11 protein-coding genes are annotated in these 12,955 nt (G+C 49.5%); 9 read left to right on the forward strand and 2 right to left on the reverse strand.

The annotated features are described in order from the left end of the window. Positions 1–562: 562 nt before the first annotated feature. Positions 563–1,618 carry a replication protein RepA gene (gene repA, locus OH773_RS22145; protein WP_270146149.1) on the reverse strand — a complete coding sequence of 352 codons (1,056 nt, stop codon included), beginning with the start codon at positions 1,616–1,618 and terminating at the stop codon, positions 563–565. Positions 1,619–2,362: 744 nt separating this feature from the next. Here repA and OH773_RS22150 point away from each other — a divergent pair. After that, positions 2,363–3,007 carry a hypothetical protein gene (locus tag OH773_RS22150; protein ID WP_270146151.1) on the forward strand — a complete coding sequence of 215 codons (645 nt, stop codon included), beginning with the start codon at positions 2,363–2,365 and terminating at the stop codon, positions 3,005–3,007. A 79-nt stretch (positions 3,008–3,086) separates the two neighbouring features. Here OH773_RS22150 and OH773_RS22155 read toward each other — a convergent pair whose 3' ends face one another. Then, positions 3,087–3,401, reverse strand: coding sequence for a hypothetical protein (locus tag OH773_RS22155; protein WP_270146153.1), 315 nt, complete (start codon positions 3,399–3,401; stop codon positions 3,087–3,089). Between the two features lie 295 nt (positions 3,402–3,696). Here OH773_RS22155 and OH773_RS22160 point away from each other — a divergent pair, with 295 nt between their 5' ends. From OH773_RS22160 to OH773_RS22195, 8 genes are all read left to right on the forward strand, one after another. Next, positions 3,697–4,782 carry a metallophosphoesterase gene (locus OH773_RS22160; protein ID WP_270146155.1) on the forward strand — a complete coding sequence of 362 codons (1,086 nt, stop codon included), beginning with the start codon at positions 3,697–3,699 and terminating at the stop codon, positions 4,780–4,782. Beyond that, positions 4,737–5,015, forward strand: coding sequence for a hypothetical protein (locus tag OH773_RS22165; protein WP_270146157.1), 279 nt, complete (start codon positions 4,737–4,739; stop codon positions 5,013–5,015). The genes OH773_RS22160 and OH773_RS22165 overlap by 46 nt, the downstream gene beginning before the upstream one ends. Next, complete coding sequence (locus OH773_RS22170; RefSeq protein ID WP_270146160.1) at positions 5,012–6,928, forward strand: AAA family ATPase; 1,917 nt, start codon at positions 5,012–5,014, stop codon at positions 6,926–6,928. The genes OH773_RS22165 and OH773_RS22170 overlap by 4 nt, the downstream gene beginning before the upstream one ends. Beyond that, positions 6,918–7,661 carry a hypothetical protein gene (locus tag OH773_RS22175; RefSeq protein ID WP_270146162.1) on the forward strand — a complete coding sequence of 248 codons (744 nt, stop codon included), beginning with the start codon at positions 6,918–6,920 and terminating at the stop codon, positions 7,659–7,661. The genes OH773_RS22170 and OH773_RS22175 overlap by 11 nt, the downstream gene beginning before the upstream one ends. A gap of 9 nt (positions 7,662–7,670) precedes the next feature. Further along, positions 7,671–8,240 carry a hypothetical protein gene (locus tag OH773_RS22180; protein WP_270146164.1) on the forward strand — a complete coding sequence of 190 codons (570 nt, stop codon included), beginning with the start codon at positions 7,671–7,673 and terminating at the stop codon, positions 8,238–8,240. Positions 8,241–8,316: 76 nt separating this feature from the next. After that, the gene (gene nrdA, locus OH773_RS22185) at positions 8,317–10,632 is read left to right on the forward strand and encodes a class 1a ribonucleoside-diphosphate reductase subunit alpha (RefSeq protein WP_270146166.1); all 2,316 of its coding nucleotides are present in this window, start codon (positions 8,317–8,319) and stop codon (positions 10,630–10,632) included. Positions 10,633–10,763: 131 nt separating this feature from the next. Next, positions 10,764–11,906, forward strand: a complete 1,143-nt coding sequence (gene nrdB / locus OH773_RS22190) for a class Ia ribonucleoside-diphosphate reductase subunit beta (protein ID WP_270146168.1) — start codon at positions 10,764–10,766, stop codon at positions 11,904–11,906. A gap of 76 nt (positions 11,907–11,982) precedes the next feature. Then, complete coding sequence (locus OH773_RS22195) at positions 11,983–12,858, forward strand: phosphoribosyl-ATP pyrophosphohydrolase (protein WP_270146170.1); 876 nt, start codon at positions 11,983–11,985, stop codon at positions 12,856–12,858. Positions 12,859–12,955: the final 97 nt, after the last annotated feature.

The raw sequence follows: 12,955 nt of genomic DNA on the forward strand, positions 1-12,955 counted from the left end.
CACTGCGGTGAGTAGCCAGCTCACCGCGTGCGTATCCGGCTCATATCCACTGAAGTGAGTAGAGCACCATTCAGGTATGCCACCCAACCACTGTAGTGAGTAAAACGCCTGCAGTGACACCCCGTATCCACTGTAGTGAGTAAAGCAGTAATTTTCGGCGTCGCTATCCACTGTAGAGAGTAAACAGCCGTTCATTCACAGCAAACAACCACTATGGTGAGTGGTGGAGTGCGCTCTCCTGCGGCTATCCACTATAGAGAGTAAACATTCACTGTTTTCAGCAGATATCTACCCTCCACAGTGGTTAGTAAATCCAGCCAACCGACTCTGCTCTCCACAGTGGATAGCCCACAAAGAAGGGGGGCAACGACAGCCACTATAGAGAGTGGATTTAACAAGATACCCAGTGACCACTAACCTCGCAGCCCTTGTTTCATCTAGGTTTGCAACCACTAACATTTATCTGGTGATTTTACGCGCTACTGCCTACAGTGGTTAATCGTTGGTTACAGCTACTTGCTACAGTGGATAGTGAGCCTTTTTACTCTCTATAGTGGTTGGGTTATTTGCGAGTTTTTGCCTTGCGCAGTTCCTCGAGAATAGCCAGTTCTTCCTTGCTCAACATGACCATTTCGCCTTCTTTCTCTTCAGGAACAACATCGATGATCTCCTCCTGATTATCACCAAGGAAGTTATCTTCCGTCTCTTCCGGTGGAGCTTTAACTGGTATCTGTGCCGGGCGTAACTTCGGCCGCCTATAGTGGATGATGAAGTAGACCGAGCTGCCGCGCTTCACTTCGGTGTAATCGAGATAGCCGATCTCCCGCAACTGCTCCATCGCCTTCCTGACTGTCGCGTTCTGAGTAATGGTGCGGCTGGTTAAGTTAAGTCTGGCGCGTAAGCGAGCCAATGAGATTGGCGCCGGGTCAGGTGGCAAACTTTCGATGAAGGTGTAAAGCGCCTGCGCGGATTCTTTTCTGGAGAGTTCGTTGATTGCCCGGAGTTGCAGAAGAACCTTTTTGTCGAACTGGTAGAGTTCGAAAATCTTAGGATCAGCCTGCAGCTCGACTGTGTCGTTCTTAGCGCTGTACTTTGCTGTCTGCACAAGGTGTGTCACGTAATACTCTTCAGAGCCTTTGCTGCGGAACGAGATAGTGTTTGTGGCGATACGGGTTAGAGAACTGTCCAGACGCTTACGTAACTTCGCGGACGATCTGGCCGTTGGTATGCCACAGAGCCTGACGAACTCGACGAACGGTAGCGTGACAGTGTCGCCAACGACCTTGTGTTTGGCGAACGCGTGGATGATGCCTACCCACGTTTTGAAGTCGTTATCCATATCCAGACGAAGACCGGTGATCCTTATGTCCTCGAACCCTTCGGCTTTGGCAAGAGACAGCTGTTTGAGTTCAGCGGAGGCGTCCATGGAGACCATTTGTCCCTTTCTGCCCCTGGACGTCGATTTCAGCGTTGGAACGAAGAGACCAAGACGCATCAGAGCAACAGGCTGAACTGTGTTGTTTGTGTTAGGAACTAACGTAACAACTTCGCCGGTCTTTTTATCTGTTTCTGAGAATGCTTTGGTGATCGCTATGTTTTTATTGCCGTTTTCGCTCATTCCAAATGTCTCTTTTTATTCGACGGCTTTGGCGGCCTTTACTGATTACAGTGGATAGTAGCACTCATCACAGCGGTTATCCTACCGCCTATAGTGGTTTTTCTACTCTCTACAGTGGTTGGTTTACTCTACATAGTGGCTGATCTGCTCTCTATAGTGGATATCGACCATGTCTAAAGCCAGACAGCACAACGGTTTGCGGGGTACGGGGATCTTTTAGGGTCTTTGTGGGTCTCTTTGGTTCTCTTTAGGATCTTTATTACTGGATCGGGCCTGTGTATAAAAAACAGATAATTGCAAAATCAGGCAGCACTCCCCTTCTGGGGATAATGTGTGACCGAAACAGACACACCTCTGCTTGAAAATTAATACTTCTCTATATATATCAGCAATATGACACAGAAAAACAGGCAAGGAGTTATCCAGCAAAGACAATGTCGTCTACTCACTACAGTGGATACCGACCACTCTCCAGAGAGGTTGTTTTGCTCTTCATAGCAGTTATCATGCTCTCTACAGAGGTTACTTTCCTCCCCATAGTGGATAGCAACACACTCTCAGGCGAGTAACCGCAACGGCTGGAGACGATCGGGGATCTCTTTTGATCTTCTAAGGGATCTCTCTGGGATCTAATTATTGGATCTGCCCTGTGAATAATGGGTATAAGTAAAACAGGCATTTGCAAATATCACTGTGCCTGGTACGTTATTGTTGCTCAGTACAATAACAATCAGAACACGAACTATGGATTTAAAACGCACGCGATGGGTTCGCCGTCTTGAAGATGGTTCCTACACCATTGAATCTAACGGCAGCCTGAACAAACAAAAACTGCTTTGTGACCTTTGTGGCATAGCATCGAAATGTCCGATTAACGAGACACGTCTCAAACTCCATGAAGCAGGTGCTCATTTTCATCTGAACAGCTGCATCAGGTACGTCCCACTGCTGTCATTTCGTAAACCGATCATCGGATTGGATGCACCCTACTTCAACACACTGCGCTCTGGTGTAACGTGGCGTGACAGACTATCACCTGGAAAACTGGTTTGTCTGGTTGAGGCAGATACAGGGAAAATTATCCGATTTGGCAAAGTCGATAATGTATACACCGGTCCAGTCGAAGAGATGCTGCGTAAACACAGCCGGTTTAATTACCTTTGCATGGGTGGCGAGAAGATCGAGAAAGTCGGAGAAGTGATCCGCAAATCCTACGGCCACTTTCTGAATGACTACAGCCTACTTACCGCCATCTACATCCGGCATGTTGAGCGCGACTTCGATCTGGAATATCACAGCGACGAAGAATTGAATCTTGAAGACCCCCGTCCAAAAGCTGGCGTTATCAACATAAGCGAAGCGCGTCAGAAGCCCGCAGACAAGATTTAAAGGATTAAGTGGGTATTTGCCCAAACAAAAAAGAGCGCTCGTTACAGGGGCGCTCAGTGGCTTTGAAAGTGGTAAATGATTAAAAATGACTCATGATAACGCCATGCCATATCTCCAATAGTTTCAAGAGCCAAACGGAAACAAGCTGGAACAGAAAGCCAAACAGCATTAACGTAAGTGCAAGATAGGCACGGCGTTTATAACGAACCTTTCTCCTTCTAACTTCATCCACCATGCTTTTAACGGATCTTCCATCCTCAAGGACAGTATCCATTCCCACACCAATCGATACTTCCTCATCATGAGAGGGTTGAGGCAACCCATAGAAAAAGATTAAAACTACGCCTGCGATATTAAGAAACAATCCAATTGAATTAAGCATTTCTGGTGTCACGTTACTTGCCCTTTAACCTTTCTAAATTTGTATGCGCTTTTACCTCATTATCTAAGCGCACACGATTAAGTTCTACGCACTTTTTGCGCCTCCAAAGATTTTGATCCCTACTCAACATAGTTAGGGCGATAAATTAGAACTAATCATCTATTGAATATAAAATAGGTATATACTTACTTATATACTTTGACATAATTACTTGCCTTTAACTTTCCTAGTGTGCCGTGTTGTCTCAGTTGTACGCCTGTTCAACACGCTTAGTATTTGTATCAAACAACCACAAAGGAAAAGACACATGACTATTCCATACGGGGTAATTTCAGATCCCCATTATCATCGTTGGGATACTTTTGCGACAACCAACGCTGACGGTTTGAACTCACGACTGGAGATTCAACTGGAAGCGACCAAAGAAGCTGCCAAAGCCATGAAAGCGGCCGGGTGCCAATACATGCTGGTAGCTGGAGACACTTTCCACGTTCGAGGTGCTGTATCGCCCTCCGTGCTGCATTTCGTCACAGAAACCTACGAGTGGATCATCAAAGAGCTTGGCCTGAAAGTAGCGATGCTGGCTGGCAATCACGACCTCGAAACGAACGACTCTGTTTACAGCGCTAACGCTGCGGCTTCATTGCGCTCAATCGGTGTGGAGATTGTCTGCGGCAAACGCCCCCACTCCATCAAAATGGGCGATGTCACCGTGCATCTGGTTAGCTGGCGCAACAATCACGCCGAGCTGATTAGCGATCTGAAAACGCTGCGATCAGGACTGGAAGGCGACAACCATGATGTCGTTATACATACCTCGATCAACAAAGCGATCCCAACCATGCCTGATGTGGGCATTGACGCTCAGGAGCTGAAAGACATCGGTTTTCGTCTGCTGTTGTCCGGACACTACCACAACCACAAAGAAGTTTTGCCTGGCGTCGTGAGCGTCGGCGCACTGACGCACCAGAATTGGGGCGATGTGGGTTCACTGGCCGGTTACATGATCGTCAATCCGGACGGCACCTTCACCCACCACGAAACCTCCGCGCCTAAATTCGTGAATCTTGAAGACGATGTGGACGACGACCAAATACGCGGTAACTACGTGCGCTTCCGTGCCGTCGTAGAAAGCGATGAAGAAGGCATCAAAATCCAGAACATCCTGAAAACAATGGGTGCTAAGGGTGTCGTCTGTAACTTCATCCGCAAGGCCTCGATGATGGAAGGCTCTGCCAGTACATCCGAGACAAGCAAGATCGACAGCCTGGGCGAGTCTGTTGCTGCGTACTGCAAGATTGTTCACGACACGGACGGCGGCTTCGAACTGAGCAAGTTGGACATGTTGTGTCAGGAAATTCTGACCGAAGCGGAGAGTGCGGAGGCAGTGTGAGTACGAACCATTCTGAAAACATTCGGGACTTCATCTCCACGATGAAACGGCTTGAAAGTGGTCAGACGGTGATGTTCCACAAGCCATATCCACCCAAAGGAAATCCCGTGGCGTTTTACCTGGGAAGACTATCAAAAATGGGCGTGCTTAAACGTAGAGCCTTTCCAGCTCATACGGAGTTCAAGTTGAGAGAAGGCCAGAAGCTAACACACGGAATCAAAGGCGTTGTATGAAATTTCTAAAGCTCCAGGTGGAGAATTTTATGGCGCTGGCCAGCGCCGAAGTTGAGTTAGACCAGCGTGGTTTGGTGCTCATTCAGGGGGTAAACAATGGCGACACTTCCGCTGCCAGTAATGGCGCCGGGAAATCCACCCTGATGAACAGCTTAATGTGGTGTTTGTATGGTGAAACAGCGCATGGCGTGAAAGGCGATGACGTTCTTTCAACGGACCACGAGAAAAACTGTCGTGTCATGGTGACTGTTGAGGATGAGGGCAAGCGCTACGCCATCATTCGCCATCGTAAGCACAAGGAGTTTAAGAACAGGCTTATCGTCCGTGGTGAAGACGGCGATATGACCAAAGGCAAGGACACGTTGACGCAGGAGTTCGTCGAACGCCTTATTGGTGCGTCGAAAGAGGTGTTCATGGCGTCTATTTACGCCAGTCAGGAGGCGATGCCTGATTTGCCAGGGATGTCAGACAAGAACCTCAAAACCATCGTTGAGGAAGCGGCTGGTGTTGATCGTTTGACGCGTGCCTATGCCATTGCTCGCGAACGTGCCAACGCAGCTGCCGCACGCATGGATGTCACCAAATCCAAAATGGAAGCCTGCATCACGCTTATTGAGACCGCACAGTCTGAGATTGAGGCTGCAAAAACGTCCTCTGAAAGCTGGGAGCGTGATCGTGGTGAACGCCTGGACAAAGCGCGTGCTGACCTGGCTGGTGCAGAGGTGACGCTGACAGAGGTTGAACTGGAAATCCGCTCGTTGCCGGAGCAAATCAACGACACGGAAACCGCGATTGCTGGCGAGCACAGCAAGCTGGCCTCCAAAGAAGAACACGACGCGAAATTACTGAAGGTGCGCGGTGCCATTACGGAGATCCGCTCGAGCATCCGTACATCGGAAGCGGCTCAGAACGAGTCCATGAACCGCGCTCGTTCTTTTAAAGCTAAAGCTGAAGAGGCAAACACTAAAGTTGGGGCTCCCTGCGTAACGTGCGGAAAACCCTACTGTGAAGAAGACTTATCAACCGTAAAGGAGAGTTTCATTGAACAAGCGCGTAATGAAATCAGCCAGGCGCAGACATCAGCAGCGGCAGTGGCTCAACACAAAACTCGTCTTGAGAAAGCGCTCGGCATCGAGTCTGCATTGGTCGCAGCTACACCCGACGTCTCCGAAATCATCGCCAGAATCGAAAGCCTAACCAACCAGTTAAGTGCGTTGCGCCATCGCGAACGCGAAGTTGTGGCCGTCGAAGCGCTGGTGGCGCGGGCGCGTTCTGAGGTTAATCACATACTGGCAGAGGTAAACCCATTCCTGGCCGTCATTAAGCGACATGAAGACAACCTGGCTGCCAATAAATCCAATTATGCAGTACTTAAAACAGAGTTAAAGAATATGCAGGAACAGGCTTTGCTGTTGGACAAAGCTCGCCAGGTGTACTCCCCAGCAGGTGTGCGTTCTCACATCCTGACTTCGGTCACACCGTTCCTGAACGTCAGAACTGCGGAGTATCTCAACACGCTTTCTGACGGCAATATCGTGGCTGAATGGTCCACGATGGAGACGACCAAGAAAGGCGAGTATCGCGATAAATTCAATATCAGCGTAACGAAAACAGGCTCCAGCAAATCCTTCCAGACTCTGTCTGGTGGCGAGAAACGTAAGGTACGCATTGCGTGCTCACTGGCCCTGCAAGATTTGGTCTCCAATCGAGCCAGCAAGAACATTGAGCTGTTTATCGGCGATGAAATTGACGATGCGCTTGATACAGCCGGTCTGGAGCGCCTCATGGGGATTCTGGAAGCCAAAGCACGCGAACGCGGCACAGTGATGATTATCTCCCATAAAGAGATGAAGTCGTGGTTCAGGGAAACCATCACAGTTGAAGTGAAAGAGGGCCGCAGCTATGTCGTTTAATCTGAGCCGCCCACAGTTCTTGCAGATGTTTTCTGTGATGCAGTCCATCAGAATGATTGGTAGCCATACTGCCGTTCGCGCCGCACCGGGGATTGCATGGAGCAACAATAATCTTGAGAACGAACAGTTTGCGGTGCTAACAAGTTTAGTGGCTAAAACGCCAAAAATGCTAAACCTTAAATCGTTGCCGTCAGGAAGTACTGCGCCAATCCTGATTAACCCATTTGAGGAAGGTTGTTATCTTCCCCACTCTGGGCCGGGGTTTGTGGCGATCCATGAAACTGGTGAGCTGAATATCAACGAAAATGCACTGTTCGGTGCAATGGATGCACATATCAGTACCGCATTCACCAATCTTATTCGGCTGGTGAATACGCGAGTAGATTGCATGGCGATGCCAGGTGCTGCGTTTTCCAATTTCCACATTAAGAACACCATCGGAGCAGCGTATAAAGCCTCCGAATTACATTTCATCACTGAAGATGGAATGGTGGCGATAGTCGAGGGCCATCTTCCACATATTTTATTAAAAGACAGTGAAGAGAGCCGTAAGTTAGAAGAAATCATGCGTCACTTCATCGGGCAGAGCATGATTGATGCAGACATTGCGTCCGGCGTGCTGACGCTTGATTCAATCAATGTGGAGACCAGAAGGTCAAATCAAGACATCTGCACGCAAGAGAAGACCCTGGAGCAGAAGTTAATGGAATGCCCGATATGGGCAACATGGTAAGGAGACAAAATGAGCAAAATCATTCGTGTGGTCGGTGTCGACCCTTCAATGAGCAACTTTGGGCTGGCTATAGGTACATTGGATTTGGAGACGGATAAGCTAGACATTCACGACCTGACGCTGGTGGAGACCAAAGCTGGCGGCAACAAAAAGACCGTTCGCGTAAACAGTGACGATCTGCGTCGTGCCAATGAAATCTGGCGTACTGCAAAACCCATTATTGAGAAGGCACATATGGTGTTCTGTGAATTGCCGGTTGGTAGTCAAAGTTCGCGGGCGCAAACCTCATACGGAATATGTATTGGTGTACTGGCGTGTGTCGACAAGCCGCTGATTCAGGTGACGCCAAACGAAATTAAGCACTATGTTGGGAACAAGTTGACCACATCCAAAGACGAAATAATCCAGTGGGCGACACAGAAGCAGCCAGACGCCCCGTGGCTTCGCAGAAAGCAGTCTGGGAAGGATGTGTTAGTTGCCAAAAACGAACACCTGGCAGACGCCGTGGCTTCGATTTACACCGGTATGCAGACAGATCAGTTCCGTCAGGTTCGCGATGTTCTTGCTGGAATTTTATAAGCGCTAATTGATAGGTATGTACTTATCTATTAACATAAGGCCACTACATATAGTGGCCTTTTTTATTGGGTGATACATGATAAGGATTGTGAAACGAGATGGCTCATTGGAGCCGTTATCAGAAGAAAAATATAACCGCGTTGTGATGTGGGGCGTCGAAAACATACGCAACGTGAGCGCCTCCGCCGTTGCTATGGGTGCTGCGGCCAGCATTTTTGACGGAATGACCACCTGCCAGTTGCATGAGGCGCTGGTGAAATCTGCCGCCGATCTGATCAGTGCTGAAACCCCGAACTATTCCCAGGTTGCAGCACGACTGAACCTATTCAAAATCCGTAAAGATGCCTTCGGTCAGTATGCGTATCCAAACTTCTACCACCATATCGTGAGCAACGTAAGCCGTGGTGTTTACGACGAAAACCTTCTCAAATACTACACACCAAAAGAAATTGCCGAGCTGGGCACCTACATCAAACCTAAACGCGATGACAGCTTCGGCTACGCCGCTACGGTGCAGCTGGCGAGCAAATACCTTGTTCAAAACCGTGTCACTGGTGAAATCTATGAAGGACCGCAGCAGCTTTATATGCTGGTTGGCATGTGTCTGTTCCAGAGCTGGGAGGATGGTTGCGCTGGCAAGACGCGTCTGGATATGGTCAAAGGGTTCTACGATGTCACCAGTACATTCAAACTGTCTCTGCCAACACCAATTATGGCAGGGGTACGCACCCCTACTCGTCAGTTCTCAAGCTGTGTGCTTATTGAAGCAGCAGATAGTCTGAAGGGGATTAGCGCTGCATCCTCTGCCATCATCGACTATGTATCTCGCCGTGCAGGTATTGGTATTGGTTTTGGTCGTCTGCGTGCGCTGGGAAGCGAGATCCGCAATGGCGAGGCGACTCATACTGGCGTTATCCCATTCCTGAAACACTTCCAGACCGCAGTGAAGTCTTGTTCGCAAGGTGGCGTTCGTGGTGGTGCCGCTACAGCATTCTATCCAATCTGGCACCTGGAAGTGGAAAGCCTGTTGGTGCTCAAAAACAACCGTGGCATCGAAGAGAACCGCGTTCGTCATCTTGATTATGGCGTGATGATCAACCGCCTGATGTATCGCCGTCTGGTACGCAACGAGAACATTACGCTGTTCAGCCCACACGATGTACCTGGCCTGTATGACGCGTTCTTTGTCGATCAGGATAAGTTCGAAGCGCTGTACCTGCAGTACGAAGCCGATGAGAGTATCCGTAAGAAATCTATCCTGGCTGTTGAGCTGTTCTCTACGTTGATGCAGGAACGTGCCTCCACCGGTCGCGTCTACATCGCAAACGTTGACCACATGAACGACCACGGCGCTTTTGATCCGGAAATCGCACCGGTACATCAGTCCAACCTGTGCATGGAGATTACGCTGCCGACCAAGCCACTGGCGTTTACTGACGACCGGGACGGCGAAATTGCGCTTTGCACTCTGTCTGCGTTCAACCTGGGCGCAATTCACTCTCTGGATGCACTTAAGGATGTCGCTTTCTATGCAGTGGCGGCGCTGGACTCTCTGCTCGACTATCAGGACTACCCGATGGCCGCTGCGAAAATCCCGGCTAAAGCACGCCGTAGCCTGGGTGTTGGTGTGACCAACTTTGCCTACTATCTGGCGAAGAACGGTTTTAACTACTCAGACGCAGCAGGCAACCAGCTGGTGCATGAAACATTTGAGGCAATTCAATTCTACCTGCTCGATGCAAGCTGCCGTCTGGCAGAAGCAAAAGGTGCGTGCGAGTGGTTCCATCACACCAAATACGCACAGGGCAAGCTGCCTGTCGACCACTATCGCAAAACACTGGATGCCAACCCAGAAACCTCCTTCGAGCTGAAAATGCCGTGGGAAGAGCTGCGTGGCCGCATTCGTGAGCATGGTCTGCGCAACTCAACCCTGACTGCTCAGATGCCGTGCGAAACGTCCAGCCAGATCACCAACTCCACCAATGGCATTGAGCCACCGCGTGGCCCGGTTTCGGTGAAGTCTTCTAAAGACGGCATTGTGAAGATGGTGGTGCCAGATTTTGCCAGTTTGAAAAACCAGTATGAGTACCTCTGGGATATGCCGGACAACCGTGGCTATCTCACTAAGGTGGCCATCATTCAGAAGTTCTTCGACCAGGCTATTTCTGCGAACACCAATTACGACCCGACTCGCTTCCCCGGCGACAAGGTTCCGATGATGAAGCTGTTGGAAGATCTGCTGTTTGCCTATCAACAGGGAGTGAAGACGCTTTACTACCACAACACTCGTGATGGTGCGGGTAAGCGCGAAGACGACGATTTGGCATCTGCATCGACCGCTTCGGAGGTGGTGGAGCCAGAAGATGAGTGCGACGGCGCGTGCAAAATCTAATAAACGTGGGGAGAAATCCCCACCTTTTCATTATGTTGTATACCTTATTTTATAAATTAAGATAACAAATTGTTTTAAGCACCAACAAAACAATTTGTTAAGACAACTCGATAACTTTCAAAGGGAAACTCATGACATACTCAACTTTCCGTTTGGGCGCTAACGATGCAACAAAAGAGCCAATGTTCCTCGGCCAGTCCGTCAACGTGGCACGCTATGACCAGCAAAAGTACCGTGACTTCGAAAAGCTGATTGAGAAGCAACTCTCGTTCTTCTGGCGTCCTGAAGAGGTCGACATTACGACGGACCGCATCGACTTCAATACGAAGCTGCAAGAGCACGAACGCCATATATTCCTGAGCAATCTGCGCTATCAGACCCTTCTGGACTCCGTTCAGGGTCGCAGCCCTAACGCCACGTTATTGCCGCTCATTTCCATCCCGGAGCTGGAAACGTGGGTTGAGACCTGGTCATTCTCTGAGACCATTCACAGCCGCAGCTATACGCATATTATCCGCGGCATGGTGGATGACCCGAGCATCGTCTTCGACGGCATTGTGACCGACGAAGAGATTATTAGCCGGGCAATCAGCATCTCCGCTGAATACGACAAGCTTTATGACATGACATGCTCCAGGCAGCATCTCGGTCAGGATGAGTTTGAGCGTCTGTATGCGTCTGAGTTCGATGGTAAGCCCTACCCTCTTCAGCGCCAGCTGTTCCGTACATTGGTGTCTATCAACGCACTGGAAGCTATCCGCTTCTATGTGAGCTTTGCGTGTACGTTCGCCTTTGGTGAGCGGAAGTTGCTTGAGGGGAATACCAAAATCATGCGTTTCATTGCGCGTGATGAGGCGCTGCACTGCGAAGGTACTGAGCGCATGATCCGTTATATGCGTACTGGACGTGAAGGGTTGCTGTGGAGAGAAATCGCCGCAGAAGAAGAGCATTTCATTTACCAGACCATGATGGACGTGGCACAGCAAGAAATGCGCTGGGCGGACTACCTGTTCAAAGACGGGGCCATGATTGGCCTGAACGCTGACATTCTTAAAACCTATGTGAAATACCGTACCAATCTGGCAATGAGCCGTCTGGGATTGAAGCCACTGTTCCCGGAAATCAAAGACGATCCACTGGTTTGGATGAACAAATGGCTGCTGTCCGACACCCTGCAAATTGCTCCGCAGGAAGCCGAACAAAGCACTTATCTTGTCGGCCAGATTGATTCTGCTGTCGATCGTGCCGGTCTGAGCCAGTTCGCAGACCTGTAAGCCGTGTTTAACCACTTTGTGGCCTGGCTGGGCTGGGTCACAATTGACGCATCAAATAAGTCCGAAGGATAAAGACATGAAATTTACGAAACTGACTGATCATCTCAAACTCACTGCTGACAAACTCGTGGGCTTTAAACCTGAGCCGTATGAGCTGAACCCTGGTTTTGGCCAGGCGACGGAGAGCATTTACAAGATGGTTGACCAGTTCCATGCACTATTTCAACACCCGCGTCGCGTCATGCCAGATCCGGCGCTGTTGCGACTACGCGCCAAACTTATCCACGAAGAAGCTGTTACCGAGGGCATTCCGGCAGCCAGGAAGGGTGATATGAACGGGCTTCTGGATGCAATGGCTGACTTCCTGTACGTGGGCGTTGGCACGATGGTGGCCATTAAAGGCGGCATCTCAACCGGTATGAGCTACTACACCCAGGAGCAAAGCGTTGATCGCTTTATTGAGACCATCATGGTTCCGGGCAACACGGTCTTTGACGATATGGCCATCCCGTTTGAAGAAGCGAAAGAGGCTGCTCAAATGCTGGAAGAGCTGGCTGATAAACTCGAGACAAAACATGTTAGCGACACTGAGCTTATCCATGATCTGCGCCGTGTGATGAACAAGATCTATGTGGCCTGCATGATGACTTACCGCCTAGCTGAGTTCCTCGGCATCGACATCGTCGAGCTGGTGGCGGAAATTCATCGCTCCAACATGACGAAGCTTTGGCCTGCGGACACAGAAGAACGAAATGCTGCGGTGGAAAACTGCAAGTATGACAAAAATGACCTTGGCTTCCGTCACGCGGAAGGGACTGAGATGATGATTGGCTTCCGTCTTTCCGATGGCAAGATCCTCAAATCACCAACCTACAGTGACGTCGACCTCACTCGTTTTATTGACCAGGCGGAGTCATCCTCACTTTACGAGGTAGTTAAAAATCATTTGTAAGTACATACTTATTGTTATATATTTTACCTTGCGTGTTTTATTGTCAGAGTTCCAATGTTGTTCATTTAATGGTGGCCTCGGTGCCACCATTTTTTTT

It is taken from the genome of Buttiauxella sp. WJP83, assembly GCF_027594725.1.
In the GTDB taxonomy this organism is placed as follows: Bacteria; Pseudomonadota; Gammaproteobacteria; order Enterobacterales; family Enterobacteriaceae; genus Buttiauxella; species Buttiauxella selenatireducens.

Bases quoted from the DNA above. Each gene is read 5' to 3' on its own strand.
- OH773_RS22150 (WP_270146151.1), top strand. From the start codon at position 2,363: ATGGATTTAAAACGCACGCGATGGGTTCGCCGTCTTGAAGATGGTTCC.
- OH773_RS22175 (WP_270146162.1), top strand. From the start codon at position 6,918: ATGTCGTTTAATCTGAGCCGCCCACAGTTCTTGCAGATGTTTTCTGTG.
- OH773_RS22170 (WP_270146160.1), top strand. From the start codon at position 5,012: ATGAAATTTCTAAAGCTCCAGGTGGAGAATTTTATGGCGCTGGCCAGC.
- OH773_RS22180 (WP_270146164.1), top strand. From the start codon at position 7,671: ATGAGCAAAATCATTCGTGTGGTCGGTGTCGACCCTTCAATGAGCAAC.
- OH773_RS22160 (WP_270146155.1), top strand. From the start codon at position 3,697: ATGACTATTCCATACGGGGTAATTTCAGATCCCCATTATCATCGTTGG.
- OH773_RS22195 (WP_270146170.1), top strand. From the start codon at position 11,983: ATGAAATTTACGAAACTGACTGATCATCTCAAACTCACTGCTGACAAA.
- repA (WP_270146149.1), bottom strand. From the start codon at position 1,618: ATGAGCGAAAACGGCAATAAAAACATAGCGATCACCAAAGCATTCTCA.
- nrdB (WP_270146168.1), top strand. From the start codon at position 10,764: ATGACATACTCAACTTTCCGTTTGGGCGCTAACGATGCAACAAAAGAG.
- nrdA (WP_270146166.1), top strand. From the start codon at position 8,317: ATGATAAGGATTGTGAAACGAGATGGCTCATTGGAGCCGTTATCAGAA.